Raw genomic sequence first — 24901 nt, forward strand, 5'->3', positions numbered from 1 at the left:
ATGCATGATATTCCGTGCAACAGTCATGGATTTTCTTTATGGATGGATGCCCGGCGAGAGGGAGCTGACCCATGGTCAGCAATATCGCGCCGGGACAATCTAAGCTTCAACGCGTCTTCAGCAGATCGCGGATTTCGGTGAGAAGCTTGACGTCTTCCGGCGGCGGAGCCGGTTCCGACTTTTCCTCGATCTTTTTCCGGTCGACAGAAGCGCGAAGCTTGTTGACCCCTTTTACCATCAGGAAAATGATCCAGGCGAGAATGAGGAAGTTGATGAGGACCGTGAGAAAGTTACCATAAGCGAAGACAGCGCCCTGATCGCGCGCGGCGGCAAGCGAGCTGGCGGTGACGCTGGAACTGAGTGGCAGGAAGTAGTTCGAAAAATCGAACCCGCCGAAAATCGCACCGACGATCGGCATGATAAGGTCGTTGACGACGGAATCGACGATCTTGCTGAACGCCGCCCCGATAATAACACCCACGGCCAGATCCATGACATTGCCACGGGCAATGAAGGTTTTAAATTCGTTAAGCATCAGATGGTCCCTCTCCTGCTTCGCGAGCTGAAGCTATGTGACTGTCCCTACGGGTTCAACCATATAGATTCCCTGTCCCATTTGGAATTCGTCAAGATTGCATTTATTAGGCTTTTTGCACGGTAGTCTTGAACTTTATGATCAGACCGCGCTCATTCTCAACGGCCCGGAATTCGCCTATGCTCGTTTTCAGGGATTGTTGCATGGGGAGGATGCGTGCTTCCTGGGTGGATCATATTCGGTTCGGCCTTCGCTTATGTCCTGCTGCTGTTTGCGGTTGCAAGTTATGGGGACAGGAACAGCCGGAAAAGAAACGCTCCCAAAAAGGGGCGGCCGTTCGTCTATGCGCTTAGTCTGGCGATCTATTGCACCTCCTGGACCTATTTCGGCGGCGTCGGGCTTGCGGCGGACAAGGGGCTGGAATTCCTTGGCATCTATACCGGGCCGATCCTTGCCTTCACCATCGGCATGCCGATCATTCGCCGCATCGTGGAGCTTGCCAAAACCGAAAAGCTGACGTCGGTTGCCGATTTCATTGCTGCCCGCTACGGCAAGAACTCCACCGTGGCGATGATTGTCGCCATCATCGCGCTTGTCGGCGCCATTCCCTATATCGCGCTGCAATTGAAGGCCGTCTCCAGTTCGGTGGCGACGATGGTCGATCCCGGCGATTACGGCATTGGCAGCGGCAACCTCTATTTCCTCGATCTGCCGCTGCTCGTCACCATCGTCATGGCGGGCTTCGCCGTCATGTTCGGCACCCGGCATACCGACGCCACCGAACACCAGGACGGGCTTATTCTGGCGATTTCAATGGAATCGCTCGTCAAGCTCGTCGCCATGTGCACCGTCGGCTTTTACGTTCTGTTCGTCCTCTTCGACGGCCCCTCGCATTTGTGGGAACTTGCGTCGGGCAATGAACGGGCCATGCGGGCCATATCCTATCACACGCCCATCAGCCGCTGGATCGTGATGACCCTGCTTTCCGGTTTCGCGATCATCCTGTTGCCGCGCCAGTTCCATGTCACCGTGGTTGAAAATCGCACGCCGGAAGAGCTGCGCATGGCGGGGTTCCTGCTGCCGCTTTATCTGATTGCGATCAACATCTTCGTGCTGCCGATAGCGCTTGCCGGAATTTTGACGCTCGGCGCCAATGGCAACGCCGATCTTTACGTCCTGCAATTGCCGCTTGCGCATCAAATGCCGGTCGTTTCGCTGATTACCTTCATCGGCGGATTTTCAGCGGCGACCGCCATGGTGATCGTTGCCTCGGTCGCGCTGTCGATCATGATTTCCAACGACATCGTCATGCCGATCTTTTTGCGGCAGAAGCTGTTGAACCGTTCGCCGCACCGGGACAACTTCGCCAAAACGCTTCTCAACATCCGCAGAACAGCGATCTTTGCGGTGATGCTTCTGGGCTACGGCTATTACCGTGCGGCCGATAGCGCCACCGGGCTTGCCTCCATCGGCCTCCTGGCATTTGCCGCCATCGCCCAGATGGCACCTGCCCTTTTCGGCGGGTTGTTCTGGCGGCGCGCCAATGCGCGCGGTGCGATTGCCGGTTTGAGTTCAGGCTTTTTCGTCTGGGCCTACCTGCTGTTTCTGCCAAGCTTCGGCGGGCCTGATAACTCAGAGGTCGCGGCCACCGTTCTCGGCTTCCTGTTTTCCGGCAGTACGGTCTTCAACGGTCCCGAGGCCGACCCTTTTGTGAACGCGGTCATCCTCAGCCTGCTCGTCAACAGCATGGCTTTCGTGCTTGGCTCGCTTTCACGCAACCCACGACCCGTGGAGCGCATCCAGTCCGGCATCTTCGTGAAGCGCCATTCGAAATCACAATTCGCCACGCGCGGCTGGAAAACCCGCGTCAGCGTCGGCGATCTCAAAAGCGCGATTGCCCGTTATCTCGGTGAAGAGCGCATGCTGCGCTCATTGGCGACCTATGAAAAGACGGCGGGCAGGAAGCTCAATGACGACCAGCCCGCCGACATGGCGCTGATCCATTTCTCCGAACAATTGCTGGGCAGCGCCATCGGCTCCTCCTCAGCCCGCCTCGTGCTTTCGATCATTCTCCAGAAGGCGGAGGACACCAGCGCCGACACGGCCTGGCTGCTGGATCAGGCAAGCGAGGCGCTGCAATATAATCAGGACATGCTGCAAACGGCGCTGGCGCAGATGGACCAGGGCATCGCCGTTTTCGACAGCTCGCAGCAGCTGACGATCTGGAACCGGCGCTTCCGCACCCTTCTCGATCTACCTGAGCAATTCGGGCAGGTGGGGTTGCCGCTGACGGACATCGTTTCCATGCTGCAGGAGCGCGGCGACATGCCGCCGGGCGACACGGAACAGCTGATCACCAGTTTCCTGACCATGGACCTGCCTTTCTCGCTGGTGCTTGGCGGCGGCGAGCGCATCATTGAAGTGCGCTCCAACACCATGCCGGACAAGGGTATCGTCGCCACCTTCACCGATATCACGCAGAGAGTGGCGAGCGATCAGGCACTGAAACAGGCCAATGAAACGCTGGAACAGCGGGTGGCGGAACGAACCGTCGAGCTTACCCGCGTCAACCGCGAACTTGCGGAGGCAAGGGCATCCGCCGACGAGGCGAACATCGGCAAGACACGGTTTTTTGCTGCCGCCGGCCACGATATCCTCCAGCCGCTGAATGCCGCGCGGCTTTATTCCTCCTCGCTGGTCGAGCGGCTTGGCGCCTCGGGGGAAAGCGATCTCGTCCAGAACATCGATTCGGCGCTCGAGTCGGTAGAGACCATTCTCGGCGCGGTGCTCGATATTTCCCGCCTCGACACCGGTTCGATGAAAGCGCGCATGACATCGGTGCCGCTGAACGAGCTGCTGAAACGCATCGAAACCGATTTCGCGCCGATGGCGCAGGAAAAGAACCTCGATCTCGTGGTCATGCCCACCTCGCTCACCGTCCGCTCCGACCCCAACCTGTTGCGGCGACTGATACAAAACCTCGTCTCCAATGCCATCAAATACACGCTGAGTGGCAAGGTCATCGTTGGCGCGCGCCGCCGGGGAGGCGATGTCGTCATTCAGGTGACGGATTCCGGAATCGGCATTCCCGCATCCAAATTCCGCACGGTTTTCAAGGAATTCGCCCGGCTGGATGAGGGTGCAAAAACGGCCTCCGGCCTCGGACTTGGCCTTTCCATTGTCGACCGGCTGTCGCGCATGCTGCACCATCCGGTACAGCTGATTTCCACACCCGGAAAAGGTACGACATTCCGTATCCACCTGCCGCGCGAGGCAGACCGCCTGACGCCAGCCAAGGCCGCTGGCGGGATCGCCAATCCGGTGGCGAGCGACCGGCTTGCCGGCGTCAGGGTACTCTGCATCGATAACGAGCCGAAAATCCTCGAGGGCATGACGTTATTGCTGACGGGATGGGGCTGTGAGGTCTTACCCGCAGGTTCGGTGGCCACACTCGAAGAACCGTTCCTGACAATGTCAGCGGCACCGGATGTCATCATTGCCGATTATCATCTCGACGACGGCGACGGTATCAGCGCCATCCGCCTGATCAGGACATTCTACGGCAAAACGATCCCTGCCCTGCTTGTGACGGCGGACCGCAGCCCGGAAGTGCGCAGCGATGCGGAAAAATATGGGATTTCCGTCCAGCATAAGCCGGTCAAACCGGCCGCGCTGCGGGCCTATATCAACCAGATATCCAGCACGGCCCGCGCGGCGGCAGAATAAAAAAGCTCCCGGACCTTGCGATCCGGGAGCTCTTTGACTTTCAAAAATTCTATTGTCAGGCTGCGCGGCTCAGTCGATCCTGGCCGGTCGCCGAGCCCTGCTCCATCTGAAAACGCTGAACCAGATCGAGCAACGCTTCCACTTCGCCCGACAGCACCCGGCTGGCTGCGCTCGACTGTTGGGCAAGCGCCGCGTTCTGCTGGGTCATCTGATCCATCTGGTTGACGGACCCGTTGACATTGTGGAGCGCGGAGGACTGATCCTGCGTCGCCGTCGCGATGGTTTCGACATGCTGGCTGACGGCGACAATCTGATGGCTGATGGCTGAAAGGACCGTGCCCGCTTCCTGCACCAGCTTCGATCCAGAGCTCACCTCATGCGTTGACTGGTTGATGAGCTGCTTGATTTCACGGGCCGCGTCCGCGGAGCGTTGTGCAAGTTCACGCACTTCCTGCGCCACGACCGCAAAACCTTTGCCCGCCTCGCCCGCACGCGCAGCCTCGATGCCGGCATTGAGGGCGAGAAGGTTGGTCTGGAACGCGATGTCATCGATGACCTCGATGATCTGCTCGATCTTGCGCGAGGCGTCTTCGATACGGCCCATGGCGTCCACGGCATTGCTGACGACCGAACCGGAACTGTCGGCGCTCTGTTTGGTGATGCGGACGGCCTCGTTGGCTTCGCGCGCCCGCTCGGCCGACGATCTGACCGTTGCGGTGATTTCCTCGACAGCGGCTGCCGTCTCTTCCAGCGAGGCGGCCTGATTCTCCGTGCGCTTCGACAGATCGACCGACGATTGCTCGATTTCAAAACCGCTATGCTGGATGACCAGGGTGCGCTCGCGGATTTGCCCCAGCGCATCGCGCAGGTTGAGAAGGGATTCGTTGAAGTCCGTGCGCAGACGATCCAGACGGCCGTTAAAGGGTGTCTCGATCGTGCGGCTCAGATCACCGCGCGAAAGCCTGCCGAGGCCGGACGCGATCTCGCTGACTGCGAATTCGATCTGGCCGTCCAGCTCCTGCTTCTCGGCATCGTTGCGGTGACGCTCCGATTCCGCCACGGACCGTTCCTCGGCGCTTTTGCCCTCGATCGCGAGTTTCTCAAGCGCATTCTCGCGAAATATCACGAGAGCGCGGGCGATGTTGCCGAATTCATTGGTATTGGTGGCATAGGGGATCGGCGTATCGAGATTGCCGTCCGAAAGGGACTTAACCGCATCGGTAAGCTTGCCTAGAGGCTGCAGGGTGCGCCGGATGACGAAATAGGCGAGCAATCCCACGCCGACCATGGCGAGCGCGCCACAGATCAGCATCAGGTCGCGCAGGCCGAAAATCTGGGCTTCGTAGACGGCCATGGGAACGCCCACGAAAAGAATACCGACGGTCGCTCCGGACTTGTTGAGAACCGGCATGTATCCGGTCATGTAATTGGTGCCGAAAAGCGTGGCGGCGCCGAAATAACCCTCACCCTTGGAAACCTTTTCGAAAGCGGGATGGTCGGTGGCGAGCTTCGTGCCCGCTGCTCTCTCGCCCTTTTCGTTCTTCAGATTGGTGGTCATGCGAATATAATCGCCGGCCTTGGCTTCAAAAACCGTCGCGATGCCGCCATTACCGGCAGCCGTGCGGTCGACGAGATCATTGTCGCGCAGTGTCCCGATGCTGGCGCGGCCGATACTCTTGAGCTCTCCATCCACCATTTCGAGGGCCACGCCGCCGACCTTCATCTCGTAAAGGATCGCCATGCCGCGCATCGCGCTGTGCGTGTCACGCAGCGCAGTGGTGATGATATTGTCCTTCAGGCGAATGTATGTCGAAAAACCAACTGCCGCGACGCTGAGCGCAATCAGGCCGATCGTCAGCACGACGACCTTACCCGCAACGGACTTAAAGAGCCGGTTGTGCATGAAACAGTTCCCCAAAACCAAACTTATAAAAGTTCTAGTTGGCAACTGTTAAAAAAACGCGAAGTACCGATAGCAGCTTTTAGGGTGGATTACACAAGCCGCGCCGGCGCCTGCCGGCTTACAGGGACGGGAAGCCCGCCCCCTCCCCAATCAATGGATATATCCGAGCCGGATGGCCTTTGCGATCGCCTGGATACGGTTGACGGAATCGAGCTTGATCGTCGCTGAACCCAGATAGGCGTTGACGGTGTGTACCGAAAGCCCGAGCTTCACCGCGATTTCTTCGCTGATACGGCCATCACCCGCCAGTTGCAGACAGGCGATTTCCCTTTCGCTCAACGCTTCAGACGGTGCCACCTTGCGCTCATCCAGCGCCAGCATATCGACCATGATCTCGCAGCATTTAATGTGCTGTTCGATGACGACCTCGTTGTCGAGAACGAGGTTGCTGCCACAGAAAACGATGTAGCCGTTGCCAATCGTGCCGAGCCGCACCGGCAAAGCCAGTCCCGCATAGGGCAATGTATCGTTCTCGATCCGGCGCATCAAAGCCGGCACGTCAGGAAGATCGGCAAAACCGCCGGCGTTCTTGTTACGCCAGATGACCGGCAGCAGCGATGTCTCGATATGATCCAAAAGAATATCGCCGACCGCGCGGATGAACTGCGCGCTCTGTTCGGCGGCATTCATGCCCCAGTTCTCCAGCTCGCAGGTCAGCTTCTTCTTGTTGGGGAAGCCGGAGGCGGCAGCCTTCGTCACCACGAAATTACGTGCGCCGACCAGTTTCTGCATGGCGACCAGCTTCGGAAACAGATCCGACCGGCTTGTCACAACAGGGCTGCGGTAAAACATACCGCTGCTTTGACTCGTACCCTCATTATCTTTCGTCTGTACCATGGGTCCCGACCATCTATACGAGGTTGTTGCGCACGGCGTAGGCGATTGCCTCCGAGCGGGTTTTCGTCGCGGTTTTCCGCATCACGCTTGTAATGTAATTATTGATCGTATTGCGCGAAATGCCAAGTATCATCGCAATTTCGTCGCTTGTCTTGCCTTCCGCGATCCAGAACAGGCACTCAAGCTCACGTTCTGTGAGGTCGATGTCACGCACGGCCTTTGCTTCGCTGGCAATGCCGAAGCTGACGCAATAGCCGGTCAGAAGCGCGATTTCGCGCAGACGGTCCGGCGAAGGAACCGAGTGTTCTGGAAACAGCAGCAGAAGCGAAAGACGGATGCGGCCCACACAGAAGGAAAGCGCCGAATATTGCCGGTCGATGCCGAAGGGGACAGAAACGTCGTCCGGAAGAACAAGCAATCGCGGCTGCAGAAGCGAAAGGCACTTTTCCATTTCGCTCGATCTGTTCTGGCTGTTGGCGAGTTCGGCACCAAGCCTGCGCACCAGATCGAAAGGCCAGTCGGATGTGATGATGAATTTCAGTCCGGTTTCTTCGAGAAGATCCTCCCGCGCCAGCAGATAATGCGAGGCGCCGGCGTAGGTTACGAGCAGATCCAGCGCGCCTGAAACGTTGCCGGCAGCGGCCGAGGCTGCGACGTTCTTGGCAAGCTGGTCGCGTGGCAAGGGCTTACCCATGCCCTCCATAGGCTTGGCAGACAGCCTGCGGATATCAACATCGACTTTCAATCGCCTACGCCCTCTTGCTCCCAATGGGGAGATTATACCTCGGGATGGAATCATTCCATTCGAGAAGCTTACCAAAATGGGATGGTGAGCCCCCGGAGACCGAATCACTTCATTTTATGGAACGGACTGGGATTTGCCATTACCTGACACCAGCCTTTCCACGTATTTCCTTGTTCGTCTATTCCTAAAAAACATACTGAAAAGCTGACCAATCCATAAACGGCATTCTCAGCCTATTCCCAGCAAACTGTATCGTTGCTGAATTTTTTGTAAACAGTGTCCCAAAGCGGGAATGCGACGGCGCGCGGCGCCAAGATACCAAAGAACCCGGAAATGCGCAAAAGGCCGGGATAACCCCGGCCTTTTTCAAAATCATGCAGCTTTTTCCACTGCCCATTTGCGAAGTATCTTGGCTGCGCGTTCTTCGCTGATTTCCACCATGCGGGAGAGCCTGCGCTCGGGTCCTTCGCGAACCCGGCGGTTGAAGGTGCCTTCGCTGTCGCCGCCTGCCAGAAGATCGTCGGTGCTGTCGAAGCCGAAATCCGCCCCAAACCCTTCCATGAGACCACCAGCACCCGCATCCATGCCGGGAGAGAAATCCGGCAGTTCGAGGCCTGCGGTCTCCTGGCTGATCTGGCCTGCTGCCGCGCCGTTGCCGGTGACCGTACGAACCAGAGGGCGTACACCGAGCCAGACCACGAGGAAAGCAACAGCGACGAAGGCGAGCGAGTTGATGATGCCTGCCGAATTGCGGCTGAGCACTTCCATGATGCCCGGCCCGCTTGCGGCTTCGTCGAGCAGCTGCGTTTCGAGGAAGTCCATCGCCGTCAGCGTGACGATATCGCCGCGATCGGAGGAAACCCCCGCAGCCGAGGTGACGATCTTCTGCATTTCGGCAAGATAGGCGTCGATCTTGGCCTGGTCGACGGGTTCGCCGACCATCTTGGCGATGCGACCCTTGTTGACGACCACGGCGACCGAAATCTTCTCGACGGTATAGCCATTCTTGACGGTGGCGACCGTTTTGGAATTGATTTCGTAGTTGGTCTGCTCTTCCTTCTTGGCAGACTGGTCGGAAGACTGCGGGCCACCTGCGCCGCCCTGGGGCGCTGCCTGCGGTACGTTCTGTTCCACGGTCGCGGCCGTATCGGGCTGCGTTTCCTGGGACTTCTGGTCTTCCTTAACGGTGCGGACGGAGCGCTCGACGCGCGATTCCGGATCGTAGACAGTTTCCTGAATCTGCCGGCTGTCGGTATTGAGCTGCGCCGTCACGCTGGAGCGGAAATTATCCATGCCGAGGAAAGGCGCCAGCGCCTTGTCGATATTGGTGGTGATTTCCTGCTGAACGTTCTGCGCCAGCGTCAGCGAGCGGTTCATGGCGGCGTTGGTGACGTCGTCACCGGAAGCGAGGAGCTGGCCGGTGGAATCGAGCAGCGTCACGTCATCGACTTCAAGGCCGGGAACGGCCGAGGCGACGAGATGACGGATGGAAGCGGACGCCTTGCGCCCGGCGGTGGCATTGGCTCGAATCATGACCGATGCGGTGGGCTTCTGCTCACCGCGGCGGAAATTACCGACATCCGGCATGACGATATGGACGCGTGCGGCCGCAATTCCGTCGATCTGCTGAATGGAGCGGCTGATCTCACCCTCAAGCGCGCGAACCCGGGTCACTTCCTGCATGAAGGAAGTCAGGCCGAGAGAACCGACATTGTCGAAAAGCTCATAACCGGCATTGGCACTGTCAGGCAGGCCGCGCTCGGCCAGAAGCAGCCTTGCCTTGCTGGTGAGGCCGACCGGAACCTGGAGGCTGGCGCCATCCGTTCCAACCTGAAAGTCCAGCCCCGCTTCGGCGAGTGCAATGCTGATCTTGTTGAGGTCGCTTTTTTCAAGTCCCACATAAAGGGTCTCGTAAGCGGGACGGTTCACGTAAAGTGCTGCTGCAAGGATAATGGCCATGGACAAAATGCCCACGCCGCCCAGCATCAACAACCGTGTCTGACCCAGCGCCGCGAAATTCTTCAAGACCTGAGGGATTTGATTTAACAGATTCATTCTGTTCCGCACCGTCATTCATAGAGTCCGAGACCTTTTGGCCCCGTAATGACAATAGGGTGCGAAGCTTGCGCGAGCGTTGCCTTTATCCGCAATCCGCGAAACGAAGGGAACCGCCAGATAAATGCTGTCTAGAACAGATCGAAGTCTCCGGCGACCTTGTCCAGCGGCTGCGAATGGCCGTGGCGGATGGCTGCGCCCAGCGCCTTTTGCATTTCGGCCAGCTTGACGAGGCTGAGCGCGGTCGAGACATCCACGATCCAATCACCGGGAATAGAGCCGGTGACGGTATCGATGAACTCGGCAAGGCCGCGGGTTTTCTGGACGGCAAGGTCGATGCCCTGCAAGAGCTTGACGCCATCGCTGGACAATTCGCCGCTTGTCGCTTCCAGCAGTTGCGGCTCGATGCGCTCGATCAGATAGGCGACATCGTGCAGTTCCGATACCACGCGCATCAGAACGTCGGGCAAGGCTTCTTCGAACGGAGTGGTGCCGGTGTTGTTTGCAATCTGCATTGGAAACTCCGTGACTAAAAAAATTCGATGTCGTTGGCGACGGGCTTGGGTGCCGGCACCGGACGCGTTTCCATGGCGACCGTCTTCTGGGTTTCCGCGCCGCTCAGCGGATGCTGTCGTGCACGGCCCGAAACCGGCCAGAACTCGATCTTGCGGCCATGATCCCCGCCCGTGGAGGAGCTGATGACCGGTATGCCTTCATCCTTCAGAAACTGCATGGCAAAGATGGCGTTCTGCTCACCGACATTGGAGAAGCTGGCAATCGTTTTTGCGCCGCCGAAAACCTTCGCCTCCAGCCGGTCGCGGCGTGCGCCCTTCTTCAGAAGACCGTTGATCAGCAGTTCCATAAGATGCACGCCATAACGCGTCGCATCCCCACCGGTCACGTTGCCCGTTCCCGGCAGCAGGAAGTGGTTCATTCCTCCAATGCCGGCAACGGGGTCTCTCAGACAGGCGGCCACGCACGAACCGAGTATCGTCGTCATGACCACGTCGGGATCGCTGACAACCTTGTACTCGCCCTGAATGATATGTACGCGCTTGGCCGCAGCTTCAATCATTTCAGCGATCCGAAAACCGCTTCGATGGCTGCGCGCATCTTGTCGATGGTGAAGGGCTTGGCCAGCACGTTGTTTGCGCCGAGCTGCGCTGCCTTCTGCACCAGCGCACGGTCGCCCTGTGCGGTGAGGATGATGAAGGCCGCCTTTTTGAGGGTCGGGTTGGCCCGCACGGCGTGCAGGAAACCGAGACCGTCCATCTTGGGCATGTTGAAGTCGGAGATAACGAGATGATGGGGCTGCTGCTCCATGATCTTCAATCCCTGCTCGCCGTCGCCAGCGGCAGTGATCTGCTTGAAGCCGAGCTGTGTCAGCGCATCGCTGAGCAGCAGCCGGCTGGTCACCTGATCGTCGACGATCAGAACTTTGATCTTTTCTGCGAGAGACATTAGTCAGCACCTTCTTTGCGGGCAGTGGTTAGTTTCAGGATTTCTTCGCCGATTGAGGCCAGCGGCAATTGCAGTTCAACGGCGCCAAGTTCAAAGGCCACTCTGGGCATGCCGTAGACGACACATGTTTTTTCGTTCTGGCCGACGGTTCGCGCACCGGCATGCCGCATTTTCAGCAGCCCGGCCGCGCCATCCCGGCCCATGCCGGTGAGAATGACGCCGACGGCGTTGCGTCCGGCAAGCTCGGCGACCGAATCGAACAGCACATCAACTGAAGGGCGATGGCCGTTGACGGGATCGCGCTCGATAAGCCGGCAGCACGGCGCGTTGCGATTGGAAATCTGCAAATGGCGTTCACCGCCCGGCGCAAGGTAGATCTTGCCGGTCTGCAGGCGCGCGCCATCCGTCGCCTCTTCCACGACGGGTGCGCAGATGCGGTTCAGCCGTTCCGCGAAACTCTTGGTGAAAGTCGGCGGCATGTGCTGGGTGATGACCGTCGGCGGACAATTGGCCGGAAACTTCTGGAGCACGGCAATCAGTGCCTCGACACCGCCGGTGGAGGAGCCGATGGCGACGACTTTGCGGCCGGCACGATAATCGCTGACCGGGGTCGGCTGGGCTGCGACAACGGGTTCCGGGCGCGCCGCGCGGTAAGCTGCGTGTTGCGACCGTGCGGCGGCCTTCACCTTGTCGGCCAAGTCGCCGAAGGGGCGCGCATCGCCTGGAGCCGGCTTGCCGACACAGTCGAAAGCACCGATTTCAAGCGCGGCGAGCGAGGCATCCGCGCCGCGGTGCGTCAGGGACGAGACCATGATGACCGGCATCGGCCGCAGTCGCATGATCTTTTCGAGAAACTCGAGGCCGTTCATTTCCGGCATCTCGATGTCGAGCGTCACGACATCGGGATTGAGCTGCTTGATGGCGGCGCGCGCTTCCATGGCATTGCCGGCCTGCCCAACCACCTCAACCTCCGGATCGGCCTTGAGGACGGCGGAAATCAGGCCACGCATGGTGGGGGAATCATCGACGACGAGGACCCGTGCGAGTGCGCTCATGCCTTCCTCCCGGACGTGTGACCAATGTAGCGGTAGGTGGTGATGCCGGTATTGTCGAACAGGTTCTTGGCGTCGCCGGACACTCTTTCGGAATGGCCGATGTAAAGATGACCGCCTTCCGGCAGCAGGCCTGCAAAACGCGTCCAGATACGCATCTGGGTCGGCTCGTCGAAATAGATGACGACGTTGCGGCAGAAGATGACGTCGAAATTGCCCTTGAAGGGCCATTGCGTCATCAGGTTCAGTTCATTGAAGGTGATGAGGCGCTTGACCTTGTCATCGATGCGGAACTTGCGGCGACCGCCAGCATCAACTTCCGTGAACCATTGCTTGCGCATGGCGGGAGACACGGTTTCGAGCGCGTTGTCGTCGTAAACACCGGCACGGGCCTGCGCCAGGATCTTCGGATCGATGTCCGTCGCCAGGATCTTGAAATCGTAGTCCGCCGCATTGGGAAACATGGCGAGCACGGTGAGCGCAATCGAATAGGGCTCCTGCCCGTCTGAGCAGGCGGCCGACCAGATGCGGACGCGCCCGCCAGTCTTTGCCCTTGCAATGAGGCCCGGCAGGACCTCGTCGCGCAGGTGTTCGAAATGGTGGTTCTCGCGGAAGAAGCGCGTGAAATTCGTCGTCAGGTGCGACAGCATTTCGCGGCGTGCAGCCGCTCCATCGGGCGATGACACCAGTGCGCAATATTCCCGAAACCCGGCCAGTCCGAGATTGCGGATATGCTTGGACAAGCGCGAATAGACCAGCGACGCCTTGGTGTCGTTGAGATAGATGCCCGCATCCGCGTAGATCATCGCAGCGATCTCCGACAAATCGCGTCTCGTCAGCGGATATTCGCCGCTGGCAAGAACGTCATCGGGAGACTGTCGCTGATCGCTGAGATTAAGTGCTGCCATTGGATATCCGCCTTCAACCCGTCGCCGCGAGTGACATTTCCTGTTTCAGTGGCTGCCCGCGCGAAGCGCTGACGATGGCGTCGACATCCAGAATGAGCGCAACGCGTCCGTCACCCAGAATGGTGGCGGCGGCAATGCCTGGAACATGGGTATAGTTGGCTTCCAAAGACTTGATGACGACCTGGCGCTGTCCCTGGATCGCATCGACCATCAGGGCGCGCTGGCCGCCGCCTTCCGATTCCACCAGAAGCGCCACACCTTCCACAGGATCGGCCTGGGTCGGACGGAAGTTCAGAACGCGTCCGACATCGACCAGCGGGCAGAAAGAGTTGCGGATGGAAATCAGCCGCTGGTTGGCGCCGAAGGAGTGAATGTTCTTCGCTTCCGGCTGCAGGGTTTCCACGATCGCCGTCAACGGAACGACAAGCGTCTGCCCGGCCACGGTTACCACCATGCCGTCGAGAACGGCAAGCGTCAGCGGCAGGCTCATGGTGAAGGTCGAGCCAAGACCGGGGCGCGAGGAGATGTTGATACGGCCGCCAAGCGCCTGAATGGAACGCTTGACCACATCCATGCCGACGCCACGGCCGGAAATGTCGGAAATCTTGTCCGCGGTAGAGAAGCCCGGCGCGAAGATCAGATTGTCGATCTCCTCATCGGTGAGGTTCGCATCGGCGGCAATGAGATCATTGTCGATCGCCTTCTGGCGAACACGCTCGCGGTTGATGCCCGCGCCATCGTCCTGAAGCTCGATCAGGATGCGGCCCGACCGGTGCTTGGCCGAAAGCTTGATGGTGCCTTCCGGGTTCTTGCCAGCGGCTTCGCGTTTTTCCGGCGTTTCGATCCCGTGGTCCACCGCATTGCGGATCATGTGCGTCAGGGGTTCGGCCAGCTTGTCGATGACCGTCTTGTCGACTTCCGTGTTCTCGCCTTCGGTAACGAGGCGGATCTGCTTGCCGATCATGTCGGCAACTTCGCGAACGATACGCGACATGCGCTGGAAGACAGGCTTCACCGGCTGCGCACGGATCGCCATGACGCTGTCCTGGATTTCGCGCGTCAATTGCTGGAGTTCGTCGAGACCCATGTTGACGGCAGACGTGCCACTCGCATCGTTTTCGATGACGCTCTGCGACAGCATCGCCTGATTGATGACAAGCTCGCCGACGAGGTTGATCAGGCGGTCAACACGGTCGAGATCGACACGGATGGTCTGGCCGGCGCTTGCATTGGCCGCGGCATTGGCATTCGCCTGCGCTGCGGCCGGCGCTGCCGCAGCCTCACGCTTTTCGATGGCGGCGTTGACGCTCTGGGCGATCTGCGTCGTTGCGACGGCAGCCTCGACGACTGCGGCAACGTAGGGCTCTTCCGCCCCGGCGGTCACAACGGCCGTTTCCCCTTCCGCATCACCGTCGAGAGCCGACAGGTCGAACGGAACCGGGATCATCGGCAGCTCTTCCGCATCCGCAGCGGTTTCCGAGAGAATCGGGGTGATTTCGAGATCGCAATCCCATTCGGCGAATTCGAAGACGCTGCGGATACCCTCTTCACCCTTGTCGGTCGAGATCGAAACCGTCCAGGAGAAATAGGACGCTTCTGGATCGAGCTTGTCGAGCGAGGGGAGTTCCGACAGGTCGCAATTGACGCTCATCTCACCGATGCGCGAGAGATCGCGCAGGAGAAGGGCTGCTTCATTGCCTTTCGAATAAAGCGATGCGTGCGGCTTGAAGGTTATCTGGAAAGACGGCATCTCCATCAACGGCGTCGTTTCATCGGCAAAGTCCGAGAAGGAGAACGGGATCGGCTCGAAACCGCTATCGTCCGTCGGCTTGGGCGCGACGGGTTCCGGCATCTTTGCGACAACCGGCGCTGCCACCGGCGCGGATGCGTGGACGGTTTCGCCGTTGGCCAGGGCTTCCAGTTCCTTGACGAGGCCACGGGTGCGGCTTTCGTCGACGCTGCCGCCGTCTCTTGCCGCATTGGTCAGGTCCGCCAGCACGTCGGCGGAACGCAGCATGACTTTCAGGACGTCCTGTGTCGGTTCCAGCTTGTTGGAGCGAACGCAGTCGAGGGTCGTTTCAAAAACGTGGGCGAAGGCCACGAGATCATCCAGACCGAAGGCACCCGCCCCGCCCTTGATGGAATGAACGGCACGGAAAACGGCGTTGACGGTTTCCGGATCACGGTCACCGTCATTCAATTTAAGAAGCCCCGATTCCAGTTCCGCGAGTTGTTCCTCGCATTCCTGGAAAAAGATTTCCTTGATTTCGTTCATATCCATCGTGAAATGTCCCGTATCAGGCAGTTACGCGTTCAATGGCATCGATGAGCTTCGCAGGATCGAACGGCTTGACGATCCAGCCGGTCGCACCGGCCTGACGGGCGCGGTTCTTCTTCTCTGCGTCGCTTTCGGTCGTCAGAACGAGGATCGGTATGGCCCGGTACTTCTCGTTGCGACGCACACCCTCGATGAAGCCGAAACCGTCAAGACGGGGCATGTTGATATCGGTCACGATAACGTCGGGGTTGCTCTGCTCCAGCACTTCGAGACCCTCAATGCCGTCTTCGGCCTGAATTGTCTCGAAACCGGCATTGTTGAGCGTGACCAGGAGCATGTTCCTGATCGTTCTGGAATCATCCACGGTAAGAACTTTTTTCTTCACTTCTTGATCTCCTTCAGGAGCAAATGATCGATTTCGACGCCTATCAGTTTCATGGTCTTGTCGAATGCATCGGACACTCTGGCAAAACCGAACGGCTTGCCGTCCTCTTCCCAGGACTTCGCACCGGCCATCAGGACCTGGGCGCAAAGCGCACCGATACGTTCCACCTCGGACGCATCCACCGACAAAGGTGCTCCTCTCAGCGTCATCAGCTTGCCGTGCAGCGCCGATGCCTCGTTGAGATCCAGCACCGGTGACAGTTTCAGCGTCGCCTCAGCTGCTTTTCTGGCTGCCATTACATGACTCCTTGGCGTCTGAATTGTTGGTAATCCTGGCCGTAATCCGTGCGGTTATCCGCACGGGCCACAAATGATGTGTCCTGCCGAGCCGTAGCGGCGACAGCTGCCGCCTGTCCCTGACGGGCAATGCGGAATTCGCGAATGGTGCGGCCGAGTTCCAGAATGACAGTGTGAAGCGTATCGGCCTCCGAGGAGCCATTGCCCATATCGGCAAGGTTCCGGTCAGCCTGTCTTTGCTGTTCACCGATGTCGGCAGCGACTGATTGCAATTCGCCGGCGTGCTCTGCCGCGTGCCGGGAGACCTCGGTGATCATGTCGTTGATGCCGGATACCTGCCGGACAACACCGCCGATTGCGTCCTGCGTGCGGTTGACCATGTGCACGCCGCCTTCGACCTGCTTTTTCGTGGAGCCAACGAGGCTTTTGATCTCTCTTGCAGCGTCTGCGGAACGCTGGGCCAATGCCCGGACCTCCTGCGCGACAACGGCAAAACCGCGTCCGCTGTCACCGGCGCGTGCTGCCTCGATGCCGGCGTTGAGGGCGAGAAGGTTCGTCTGGAAAGCGATCTCGTCAATCGTGCCGATGATCCGTCCGATCTGCTCGGCGGATTGCTCGATATCCGACATGGCGTTTATCGCCTCACCGATTGCCTTGCCGCTTTCGACCGCCGCCTCACGGGCATGGGAAACCGCCGTCTCCGCCGCCGAAATGCGGGCGCCGTTTTCGGCCACATCCCCGATCATCGTCTGGATCGCACGGGAGGTGTCGGCAAGGGCTGCGGCCTGCTGGCGGGAGCGCTCCGCCATGGAACGGCCAATGTCGGCAAACCGCGCGCTCAGCGCCTCGGCTTCACCGATGCTGTTTTGCGCCGATGTCAGTGACGCGCCAATCGTCTCGAGTGCCGCATTGAAAGTGGCAGCAACGTCGCGGTAGGCGTCGGGCACGTCGCCGCCGATGCGGGCCTGCAAATCGCCTGCGGCAAATGCCGTCAACGCTTCGCCCAGCAACCTTGCAGCTTCAGAGCGGTCATTGTCACGCTGTTCTGCCAGTTCCCGGCCATGGCGCAGGCGCAATTCATTGAAGCGCAACGATACGGCAATCTCGGTATCGACCATCACCAGACGGACGACGTTCTTGACGGCTTCCGCCAGTTCGCGGCTCTTTTTACGGTTGCCGGGCAGGATGGAGCGCGGCGCGTGCTCAGTCACCAGACCGCCCAGAAGATGTTCCAGAACGACGGCATGGCTGGCGATCTGCCAGCGAGGATCGAGACCCATGCGACCGGCATTGTCGGAAAGCACTTTCACCCGCTCGGCATAAAGCCCATCGAAACGCGCATCGGTCAGCACGCTCCAGTGCGAGGATTGCAAATCGTGCAGGCGGTCGAGCTGGTTTTCGCTTTCGAAAGACGGCGAACAGTCCGGCATGGACTGGAAACGGTTCATCACATCGCGCAGGCCAGCCTTAACGTAAGGCTCCAGCATGCTGCGATAATTGCGCAGGAAATCGGATTGCGTCTCGTCGAGGCCGGCAAAGCGCAACCGCCCCGCCAGGCTTGCGCCTGCCGATCTCCGCGCTTGTTCTGATGGCAAGTCCTGCCCCAACCGACGACCCCAATAATATGACGGCCGGTAAAACCCGGCCAAATGGCAAGGTTCAGAACGCCAGCACCCTTAAGGGGGATTTTTGAACGAACATACCCATCGCGGACGATGCGGCATCGACGCTTGCCTGACCTTCTTGAACCAAGAAACGAAATACCGGATCGGGCCCGGTACGGCAGTGCGGCGTCATGCCTGGAAGGGGAGATAACCCCATTCCGCCGTGGAAATACCATCAATCTTTATGGTTAATTCCTTGCTTGAAAGTTAAGAAACATCAGCACCGGCGTCAAACGGTAAAATTTGTAAAAGCTTTTAGCCATTGTCGCCCCTACTTTGCCGCAAACGGGCAAAAACGAAAAGGAATCGGACGCGACGGGCGGTTTTTCCAGCCTGTGCGCTGGACAAGCGTGTCCGCCTTCCCCTAAAACAAATCAACGGGATATTCGCTCAGCGGTGATGCTTTAGAGAGACCTTTACGATCAAGGAGACGCCAACTTGTTACGGATGGAGAAATGCCGCTGTTCAAGGCGCCATCCGCAAGTGTTGATCGGTCTTGTGGTTGCGAGCCTGCTCGTCATCATCGGCTTTCAGGCGCCATCCGGCATCAAGGCAATCTCAAAGATCAGCCGTCTGGAACGATTGCAGACGGCTGACCTAAGCCACTCCCCCTCGCTTCGCGATAAGGACTGCACCACCGGCGACGATCACGGCTGCAAGGCTCACAACGGTGCTCCGGGGCTTCGCCCCGTCGGTTTTCCCTCGACCATCCTGCGGATCGTGGCTGACGCCAAACCGGCCGTCACGCCTGTTGCCATCGCGCCACAAACTTTCCGAGACTTTGCGAACGTGGTTCCAAGAGCACCTCCGCATATTATCTCTTAGTCATTCCGGCGGTCCTCATCATTCGGTTCCTTGCGAACCTTGAGGGATCGGAGTCGTCGGAAACCCGCCGTAGGCTCCAATTCCAGAGAGAAAACCGCCGCCGCATATGACACTTGCAACCGTTCTACCATTTATTATCGCATTGCCGTTCGTCGGCGCTCTCATAACGGCCTTCATGCCGCGCGAAGGCGCGGCCGCAAGCGCGGCCTACGTAGCAAGCGCCGTAGCCCTCTTCGGCCTCGTCGGCAGCATCCTTCTTTATCCAAATGTCAGTGGCGGTGGCGTGCTGAAATACGATGTGGAATGGCTGCCACAGCTGGGGCTTAATTTTACCCTGCGGCTGGATGGCTTCGCCTGGATTTTCGCGATCCTCATTACCGGCATCGGCCTGCTCGTGGTTCTCTACGCCCGATATTACATGTCGGCCCAGGACCCTATTCCACGGTTTTTTGCCTTTCTGCTCGCCTTCATGGGCTCGATGCTCGGCATAGTGCTGTCCGGCAACGTCATTTTGCTGTCGATCTTCTGGGAAATGACCAGCATCTTCTCGTTCCTGCTGATCGGCTACTGGCACCAGAATGCCGGCGCGCGCGATGGCGCCCGCATGGCGCTGACCGTGACCGGCATCGGCGGCTTCAGCCTGCTCGCCGGGCTTCTGATACTCGGCCACATGGCGGGAAGCTACGATCTGGACAAGATCATCGCGGCCGGTGCCGATATCCGCGCCCATTCCCTTTATCTGCCCGCACTTATTCTCATCCTTGGCGGCGCGCTGACGAAAAGCGCACAGTTTCCGTTTCATTTCTGGCTGCCCAATGCCATGGCGGCGCCCACGCCCGTTTCCGCCTATCTGCACTCGGCCACCATGGTGAAGGCCGGGGTTTTCCTGCTGGCGCGGTTCTGGCCGGTGCTGGCAGGCACGCCGGAATGGTTCTGGCTGGTGGGTGCTGCAGGCGTCATCACCCTGCTGCTCGGCGCCTATTTCGCCATGTTCCAGCAGGACCTGAAAGGCTTGCTCGCCTATTCCACCATCAGCCATCTGGGGCTCATTACCACGCTTTTGAGCCTGGGCAGCCCGCTTGCGGCGGTTGCGGCGATCTTCCACATGGTCAACCACGCCACCTTCAAGGCATCGCTGTTCATGGCGGCCGGCATCATCGACCATGAAACCGGCACGCGCGACATGCGGCGGCTGAGCGGGCTTTACACCTATATGCCGGCAACCGCGACGCTCGCCATGGCGGCGAGCGCTGCAATGGCCGGCGTACCCCTGTTCAACGGCTTCCTCTCCAAGGAAATGTTCTTTGCCGAGGCCGTCGAAACCCACGCGGACTCGCTGCTGGACCGGGCTTTGCCATACGTCGCGACGTTGTCAGGCGCCTTCGCCGTCGCCTACTCGCTACGCTTCATCCACACGGTCTTCTTCGGCCCCAAGCCGGTTGACCTGCCGAACCCCAATCCGCATGAGCCGCCGCGCTGGATGCGTTTCCCGATCGAGTTCCTGGTTTTCGCCTGCCTGATCGTCGGCATCGTTCCGAGCCTGTCGATCGGCCCGTTCCTGCATTCGGCTGTGCTTTCCGTTCTCGGTCCGCAAACGCCCGTCTACAGCCTGTCGATCTGGCACGGTTTCAACCTGCCGCTCATCATGAGTATTGCGGCACTCGGCGGCGGCGTTGCCATCTATGCCCTGCTCGGCGGCTATTTCTCCCGCTGCGACGACGGCCCGCCGATCTTCCGGCATCTTCGGGGACAGCGCATCTTCGAGCGCATTCTCGTCACCGTGTCCTGGAAGTGGGCGCGGTGGCTGGAAAGCACGCTCGGCACCCGGCGCCTGCAGCCGCAGCTGAGGCTTCTGATCCTCGTGGCGATTCTTGCCGGTTTCTCGCCGCTTTTCCTCTCGGAATTTTCATTGTCGCTGCCGCGCGTGACGTCCTTCGATCCGATCTTTGCCATTCTGTGGCTGATCGGCATGATCGCCGCGCTGGGTGCCGCCTGGCAGGCGAAATATCATCGTCTCGCCGCACTCATCATGCTCGGCGTCTCCGGCCTTGTCACCTGCCTCACATTCGTCTGGCTTTCTGCACCCGATCTCGCGATCACCCAGTTGCTGGTCGAAATCGTGACCACCGTTCTGATCCTGCTCGGTCTCAGATGGCTGCCGAAACGCTTCGAGAAGGTGGACAGCAGCGATGAATTGCCGGCGCAGCTTCGCCGCGCCCGTGACTTCCTGCTGGCCGCAGCAAGCGGCATTGGCATGTCCGTCATCGCCTATGCGGTCATGACCCTGCCCGTGCCGAACGCCATCGCGACCTATTTCCTCGAGCGCGCTTATTCGGAAGGCGGCGGCACCAATGTCGTCAACGTCATCCTCGTCGATTTCCGCGGCTTCGACACGTTCGGCGAAATCGCGGTGCTGGCGATCGTGGCGCTGACGGTCTTTGCGCTGCTTCGCCGTTTCCGCCCTGCGCATGAAAGCATCGGGGTGCCGGAACAGCAGCAGATGCAAAACGCCTTCGATGCGGAGCGGCCCGACCGCAGCAAGGGCGATACGGTGCGCGATTATCTCTATGTACCGTCCATCGTCATGCAATGGATGTTCCCGGTTATCGTCACCTTTTCGATCTTCCTGTTCATACGCGGCCACGATCTGCCCGGCGGCGGCTTTGCGGCCGGCATCACCATGGCAATCGCGTTCCTGCTGCAATATCTCGCCGGCGGCGCGCGCTGGGCGGAGGATCGCATCCGCATCCTGCCGCTGCGCTGGATGGGCTTCGGCCTTCTGATGGCGGCGGCAACCGGCATGGGGTCATGGTACTTCGGCTATCCGTTCCTGACCTCTTATTTCCAGTACACGGAGATACCCTATATCGGCAAAATGCCGACAGCATCCGCCTTGCTGTTCGACCTCGGCGTCTTCTCGCTGGTCGTCGGCTCCACCGTTCTTATTCTTATAGCACTGGCACACCAATCGTTGCGTAACTACCGCGTTCGCACGCCTGAAGCCGCAAAAGCGGAGGACGTGTAATGGAACTCATTCTTTCAATCGGCATCGGCATCATGACTGGCTCCGGCGTCTGGCTGATCCTGCGCCCGCGCACTTATCAGGTCATCGTCGGGCTTTCCCTGCTGTCCTATGCCGTCAACCTGTTCATCTTCGGCGTCGGCGGCATCAAGACCAATGCGCCGCCGGTGCTGGTAAACGGCGTCGACAGTTCCACGCTTGCCGACCCCGTGCCGCAGGCGCTGGTGTTGACGGCAATCGTCATCGGCTTTGCGACGACTGCGCTGTTCCTCGTCGTGCTTTTGGCCGCCCGTGGGCTTACCGGCACCGACCATGTGGACGGGAGGGAATCGAAATGATGTCGTTCCCCTTCCACATCGTCATCGCGCCCATTCTGGTGCCGCTGATCACCGCAGCCCTCCTGTTGTTCTTCGACGAGCGCCAGCGCGTGGCGAAGGCCGCCATCAGCCTTGCCTCGACCGTGATATTGCTTGTTGTCGCCATCCTGCTGTTTCGCGAGGTGAACTCGACGGTCAATACCGAGATCGCGGCGGTGGTTTCGAGCGGGGTCTATCTGCTCGGCAACTGGCCGGCGCCCTTCGGCATCGTGCTCGTTGCCGATCGCCTCTCCGGGCTGATGGTGCTTTTGACGGCACTGCTTGCCATTCCCTCGCTGATCTATTCGCTGGCGAAATGGCATAAGGCAGGCGCGCATTTCCATTCGCTGTTCCAGATGATGCTGATGGGCGTCAACGGCGCTTTCCTGACCGGTGACCTCTTCAACCTCTTCGTTTTCTTCGAGGTTATGCTCGCGGCATCCTATGGTTTGCTGTTGCATGGCTCCGGTCAGCAGCGCGTCAAGGCGGGGCTGCATTACATCGCCATCAACCTCGTCGCCGCATTGTTCTTCCTGATCGGCGTTAGCCTCATTTATGGCGTCACCGGCACGCTGAACATGGGTGACCTTGCCCACCGCATCGACGGCCTCAACCCGGACCAGCGCATGCTGCTTGAAACCGGCGCTGCGGTTCTCGGCATCGCGTTCCTGGTCAAGGCTGGCATGTGGCCGCTGAATTTCTGGCTGCCTTCCGCCTATGGCTCGGCTTCAGCACCTGTCGGCGGGCTGTTTGCTATCATGAGCAAGGTCGGCATCTATGTCATTGCCCGCCTGTCCTTCCTGCTTTTCGGGCAGACGGCCGGGGAATCGGCCGGTTTTGGCCATGATGCCCTGCTTGTCGGCGGGATCGCCACCATCATCTTCGGCGCAATCGGCGTACTCGCCTCGCAGGCGCTTGGGCGGCTGGCCGGGTTTTCGGTTCTGGTGTCCTCGGGAACGCTTCTCGCGGCCATGGGCACCGGCAATCCCACGGTTGCAGCCGGCGCGCTCTATTATCTCGTCAGTTCCACACTCACCATCAGCGCTTTCTTCATGCTGATCGAACTGGTGGAACGCGGGCAGGATGCCGGCGCGAACGTTCTTGCCGTAACCATGGAAGCCTATGGCGAGGGCGAAGAGGAGGAAGAGGAAGAGGAAGTCGGCGTGACCATGCCCGGCACCATGGCGGTGCTCGGGGCGTGTTTTGCAGCCTGCGGCATTCTCCTCGCCGGTCTGCCGCCGCTCTCGGGCTTCATCGCCAAATTCTCCATGCTGACCGCCATTCTCAACCCTTCAGGGCTGGGGGCCAATGACAGCGTCTCCACCCTTTCCTGGTGGCTGGTCTTCCTGATTGTCTTTGCAGGTTTCGCCTCGCTGATCTCGATGACCCGCGCGGGCATCCGCACCTTCTGGGCCTCCCTCGAAGGCACAGTACCGCGTGTTCTCGTCATCGAAATAGCGCCCATCATGCTGCTGCTGGGACTGACACTCGCCATGACCGTGCAAGCGGGGCCGGTGATGCGTTACATGCAGGAGACGGCGCGTATTCTCGATCTGCCGGCCAGCTACATTCAGGGCGTCATTTCCGCCCCAAGAGCGGGAACCAATCCGGAGGCGCAGCCATGATAAGCCGTGTCCTGCCCTACCCGCTGCTGACGGTGTCGCTGATCATCTTCTGGATGACGATCAACAGCTTTTCAGCCGGACATCTGCTGCTAGGCACCGGTGTGGCCCTCATCGCCTCCTGGGCTATGGCGTCGCTCCGGCCGGCAAAACCGCGCATCCGCAACTGGCACAAGCTCGTCAAGCTGATCGCGATCGTGCTTTACGACATCGTCCTGTCCAATATTTCCGTCGTGAAGATCATTCTGTTCCAGCGCGAGAGAGATCGCAAATCCGGTTTCCTCGCGGTGCCGCTCGATATTCGCGATCCGATGGGATTGGCCGTTCTGGCGACAATCCTCACCTCGACACCGGGAAGCGCCTGGCTCGAATATAATTCCAGCCAGGGCACGCTTCTGCTTCATGTTCTCGACGATGAGGATGAGGCGGCCTGGATAAGCCTCATCAAGAACCGATATGAAAAACTTTTGATGGAGATATTCGAATGAGTTCGATTATCCTTTTCTGGTCCTTTTCGCTCGCGCAGCTGATGCTCGCCATTGCCATGACGATTTCCGTTTACCGCATCGCCATCGGCCCACGCGCCCAGGACCGGGTGCTCGGCGTCGACACGCTCTATGTCAACGCCATGCTGCTTCTCTTGACCTTCGGCCTGCGCACCGGCAACGACATCTATTTCGAGGCCTCGTTGCTCATTGCGATCCTCGGCTTCGTCTCCACCGTTGCCCTTTCCAAATTCATGATGCGTGGCGAGGTGATTGAATGAACAATGCCGCAGAATTTCCGCTCTGGGCCGCCATTCTGGTGGCGTTCTTCGTCCTTCTGGGCGCCTCGCTGACGCTGATCGGCACCATCGGCTTTGCCAAGCTCAACAGCTTCTACGAGCGCCTGCACGCACCGACGCTCGGCACCAGCTGGGGCACCGGCGGCATCGTCATGGCCTCCATCATCTATTTCTCCGTCTCCGGCGACCGTTTCGCCTTCCACGAGATCTTCATCGGCATCTTCGTGACGGTGACGACGCCAGTGTCGCTGATGCTGCTGGGGCGTGCCGCACTTTATCGGGACCGGGCGGAGCAGAATACGGATAACCGGGAGCATCTGTAGCACCGCGGACTCAGACAAGTTTTGCGTGAATTACCTTCCTGAAGGTCAAGGAAACTCTCCTGCG

General features: G+C 59.5%; 22 protein-coding genes. 8 read left to right on the forward strand and 14 right to left on the reverse strand.

Features of this window, described 5'->3' with window-relative positions:
- Positions 1 to 106: 106 nt before the first annotated feature.
- Positions 107 to 535, reverse strand: coding sequence for a large conductance mechanosensitive channel protein MscL (gene mscL, locus ACQZ6D_RS15215; RefSeq protein ID WP_003515034.1), 429 nt, complete (start codon positions 533 to 535; stop codon positions 107 to 109).
- Between the two features lie 216 nt (positions 536 to 751).
- Here mscL and ACQZ6D_RS15220 point away from each other — a divergent pair, with 216 nt between their 5' ends.
- Entirely contained in the window at positions 752 to 4261 is a 3510-nt protein-coding gene (locus ACQZ6D_RS15220; RefSeq protein WP_003515030.1) for a PAS domain-containing hybrid sensor histidine kinase/response regulator, read from the forward strand.
- 55 nt (positions 4262 to 4316) lie between these two features.
- On the opposite strand, the gene ACQZ6D_RS15225 is transcribed toward ACQZ6D_RS15220, so the two are convergent.
- From ACQZ6D_RS15225 to ACQZ6D_RS15285, 13 genes are all read right to left on the reverse strand, one after another.
- Positions 4317 to 6164, reverse strand: coding sequence for a methyl-accepting chemotaxis protein (locus ACQZ6D_RS15225; protein ID WP_065703805.1), 1848 nt, complete (start codon positions 6162 to 6164; stop codon positions 4317 to 4319).
- Between the two features lie 150 nt (positions 6165 to 6314).
- Positions 6315 to 7016, reverse strand: coding sequence for a transcriptional regulator VisR (visR, locus tag ACQZ6D_RS15230; protein WP_003515015.1), 702 nt, complete (start codon positions 7014 to 7016; stop codon positions 6315 to 6317).
- Positions 7017 to 7074: 58 nt separating this feature from the next.
- A complete protein-coding gene (visN, locus tag ACQZ6D_RS15235) occupies positions 7075 to 7806 on the reverse strand; it encodes a transcriptional regulator VisN (protein ID WP_003515014.1) in 732 nt (243 codons plus the stop codon).
- 372 nt (positions 7807 to 8178) lie between these two features.
- Positions 8179 to 9861: a flagellar basal-body MS-ring/collar protein FliF gene (gene fliF, locus ACQZ6D_RS15240; protein WP_003515013.1), complete on the reverse strand. Its 1683-nt coding sequence runs from the start codon at positions 9859 to 9861 to the stop codon at positions 8179 to 8181.
- A 131-nt stretch (positions 9862 to 9992) separates the two neighbouring features.
- Entirely contained in the window at positions 9993 to 10376 is a 384-nt protein-coding gene (cheT, locus tag ACQZ6D_RS15245) for a chemotaxis protein CheT (protein WP_003515012.1), read from the reverse strand.
- Positions 10377 to 10390: 14 nt separating this feature from the next.
- Positions 10391 to 10936 carry a chemoreceptor glutamine deamidase CheD gene (gene cheD / locus ACQZ6D_RS15250; RefSeq protein ID WP_003515010.1) on the reverse strand — a complete coding sequence of 182 codons (546 nt, stop codon included), beginning with the start codon at positions 10934 to 10936 and terminating at the stop codon, positions 10391 to 10393.
- The gene (cheY2, locus tag ACQZ6D_RS15255) at positions 10933 to 11322 is read right to left on the reverse strand and encodes a chemotaxis response regulator CheY2 (RefSeq protein ID WP_003515008.1); all 390 of its coding nucleotides are present in this window, start codon (positions 11320 to 11322) and stop codon (positions 10933 to 10935) included. The genes cheD and cheY2 overlap by 4 nt, the downstream gene beginning before the upstream one ends.
- Complete coding sequence (gene cheB / locus ACQZ6D_RS15260) at positions 11322 to 12377, reverse strand: protein-glutamate O-methylesterase CheB (protein ID WP_013635453.1); 1056 nt, start codon at positions 12375 to 12377, stop codon at positions 11322 to 11324. Before cheB ends, cheY2 begins: the two co-directional genes overlap by 1 nt.
- A complete protein-coding gene (gene cheR, locus ACQZ6D_RS15265; protein WP_019564320.1) occupies positions 12374 to 13282 on the reverse strand; it encodes a protein-glutamate O-methyltransferase CheR in 909 nt (302 codons plus the stop codon). The genes cheB and cheR overlap by 4 nt, the downstream gene beginning before the upstream one ends.
- Before the next feature lie 13 nt (positions 13283 to 13295).
- Positions 13296 to 15563, reverse strand: a complete 2268-nt coding sequence (locus tag ACQZ6D_RS15270) for a chemotaxis protein CheA (RefSeq protein WP_065703804.1) — start codon at positions 15561 to 15563, stop codon at positions 13296 to 13298.
- Positions 15564 to 15579: 16 nt separating this feature from the next.
- Entirely contained in the window at positions 15580 to 15945 is a 366-nt protein-coding gene (gene cheY1 / locus ACQZ6D_RS15275; protein ID WP_003493773.1) for a chemotaxis response regulator CheY1, read from the reverse strand.
- Positions 15942 to 16241: an STAS domain-containing protein gene (locus tag ACQZ6D_RS15280; RefSeq protein ID WP_013635450.1), complete on the reverse strand. Its 300-nt coding sequence runs from the start codon at positions 16239 to 16241 to the stop codon at positions 15942 to 15944. Before ACQZ6D_RS15280 ends, cheY1 begins: the two co-directional genes overlap by 4 nt.
- Positions 16241 to 17836, reverse strand: a complete 1596-nt coding sequence (locus ACQZ6D_RS15285; protein ID WP_236768914.1) for a globin-coupled sensor protein — start codon at positions 17834 to 17836, stop codon at positions 16241 to 16243. The genes ACQZ6D_RS15280 and ACQZ6D_RS15285 overlap by 1 nt, the downstream gene beginning before the upstream one ends.
- A 516-nt stretch (positions 17837 to 18352) precedes the next feature.
- Between ACQZ6D_RS15285 and ACQZ6D_RS15290 the strand changes: the two genes are divergently transcribed.
- From ACQZ6D_RS15290 to mnhG, 7 genes are all read left to right on the forward strand, one after another.
- Positions 18353 to 18730 carry a hypothetical protein gene (locus tag ACQZ6D_RS15290; RefSeq protein ID WP_065703800.1) on the forward strand — a complete coding sequence of 126 codons (378 nt, stop codon included), beginning with the start codon at positions 18353 to 18355 and terminating at the stop codon, positions 18728 to 18730.
- Positions 18731 to 18836: 106 nt separating this feature from the next.
- Positions 18837 to 21755, forward strand: a complete 2919-nt coding sequence (locus ACQZ6D_RS15295) for a monovalent cation/H+ antiporter subunit A (RefSeq protein WP_065658358.1) — start codon at positions 18837 to 18839, stop codon at positions 21753 to 21755.
- The gene (locus tag ACQZ6D_RS15300) at positions 21755 to 22090 is read left to right on the forward strand and encodes a Na+/H+ antiporter subunit C (protein ID WP_003514993.1); all 336 of its coding nucleotides are present in this window, start codon (positions 21755 to 21757) and stop codon (positions 22088 to 22090) included. The genes ACQZ6D_RS15295 and ACQZ6D_RS15300 overlap by 1 nt, the downstream gene beginning before the upstream one ends.
- Positions 22087 to 23733: a monovalent cation/H+ antiporter subunit D gene (locus ACQZ6D_RS15305; RefSeq protein WP_003514992.1), complete on the forward strand. Its 1647-nt coding sequence runs from the start codon at positions 22087 to 22089 to the stop codon at positions 23731 to 23733. The genes ACQZ6D_RS15300 and ACQZ6D_RS15305 overlap by 4 nt, the downstream gene beginning before the upstream one ends.
- Positions 23730 to 24218, forward strand: coding sequence for a Na+/H+ antiporter subunit E (locus ACQZ6D_RS15310; RefSeq protein WP_003514990.1), 489 nt, complete (start codon positions 23730 to 23732; stop codon positions 24216 to 24218). Before ACQZ6D_RS15305 ends, ACQZ6D_RS15310 begins: the two co-directional genes overlap by 4 nt.
- Positions 24215 to 24496: a K+/H+ antiporter subunit F gene (locus tag ACQZ6D_RS15315; RefSeq protein ID WP_003514989.1), complete on the forward strand. Its 282-nt coding sequence runs from the start codon at positions 24215 to 24217 to the stop codon at positions 24494 to 24496. The genes ACQZ6D_RS15310 and ACQZ6D_RS15315 overlap by 4 nt, the downstream gene beginning before the upstream one ends.
- Positions 24493 to 24837 (forward strand): monovalent cation/H(+) antiporter subunit G, encoded by a 345-nt coding sequence (mnhG, locus tag ACQZ6D_RS15320; protein ID WP_003514988.1) that lies wholly within the window; start codon positions 24493 to 24495, stop codon positions 24835 to 24837. Before ACQZ6D_RS15315 ends, mnhG begins: the two co-directional genes overlap by 4 nt.
- The last annotated feature ends 64 nt before the right edge of the window (positions 24838 to 24901 follow it).

Source organism: Agrobacterium sp. 22-3639C2 (genome assembly GCF_053522105.1).

Coding starts and splice junctions, on each gene's coding strand:
- mscL (WP_003515034.1), bottom strand. CDS start 535: ATGCTTAACGAATTTAAAACCTTCATTGCCCGTGGCAATGTCATGGAT.
- ACQZ6D_RS15225 (WP_065703805.1), bottom strand. CDS start 6,164: ATGCACAACCGGCTCTTTAAGTCCGTTGCGGGTAAGGTCGTCGTGCTG.
- visR (WP_003515015.1), bottom strand. CDS start 7,016: ATGTTTTACCGCAGCCCTGTTGTGACAAGCCGGTCGGATCTGTTTCCG.
- fliF (WP_003515013.1), bottom strand. CDS start 9,861: ATGAATCTGTTAAATCAAATCCCTCAGGTCTTGAAGAATTTCGCGGCG.
- cheT (WP_003515012.1), bottom strand. CDS start 10,376: ATGCAGATTGCAAACAACACCGGCACCACTCCGTTCGAAGAAGCCTTG.
- cheD (WP_003515010.1), bottom strand. CDS start 10,936: ATGATTGAAGCTGCGGCCAAGCGCGTACATATCATTCAGGGCGAGTAC.
- cheY2 (WP_003515008.1), bottom strand. CDS start 11,322: ATGTCTCTCGCAGAAAAGATCAAAGTTCTGATCGTCGACGATCAGGTG.
- cheB (WP_013635453.1), bottom strand. CDS start 12,377: ATGAGCGCACTCGCACGGGTCCTCGTCGTCGATGATTCCCCCACCATG.
- cheR (WP_019564320.1), bottom strand. CDS start 13,282: ATGGCAGCACTTAATCTCAGCGATCAGCGACAGTCTCCCGATGACGTT.
- ACQZ6D_RS15270 (WP_065703804.1), bottom strand. CDS start 15,563: ATGGATATGAACGAAATCAAGGAAATCTTTTTCCAGGAATGCGAGGAA.
- ACQZ6D_RS15280 (WP_013635450.1), bottom strand. CDS start 16,241: ATGGCAGCCAGAAAAGCAGCTGAGGCGACGCTGAAACTGTCACCGGTG.
- ACQZ6D_RS15290 (WP_065703800.1), top strand. CDS start 18,353: ATGGAGAAATGCCGCTGTTCAAGGCGCCATCCGCAAGTGTTGATCGGT.
- ACQZ6D_RS15295 (WP_065658358.1), top strand. CDS start 18,837: ATGACACTTGCAACCGTTCTACCATTTATTATCGCATTGCCGTTCGTC.
- ACQZ6D_RS15300 (WP_003514993.1), top strand. CDS start 21,755: ATGGAACTCATTCTTTCAATCGGCATCGGCATCATGACTGGCTCCGGC.
- ACQZ6D_RS15305 (WP_003514992.1), top strand. CDS start 22,087: ATGATGTCGTTCCCCTTCCACATCGTCATCGCGCCCATTCTGGTGCCG.
- ACQZ6D_RS15310 (WP_003514990.1), top strand. CDS start 23,730: ATGATAAGCCGTGTCCTGCCCTACCCGCTGCTGACGGTGTCGCTGATC.
- ACQZ6D_RS15315 (WP_003514989.1), top strand. CDS start 24,215: ATGAGTTCGATTATCCTTTTCTGGTCCTTTTCGCTCGCGCAGCTGATG.
- mnhG (WP_003514988.1), top strand. CDS start 24,493: ATGAACAATGCCGCAGAATTTCCGCTCTGGGCCGCCATTCTGGTGGCG.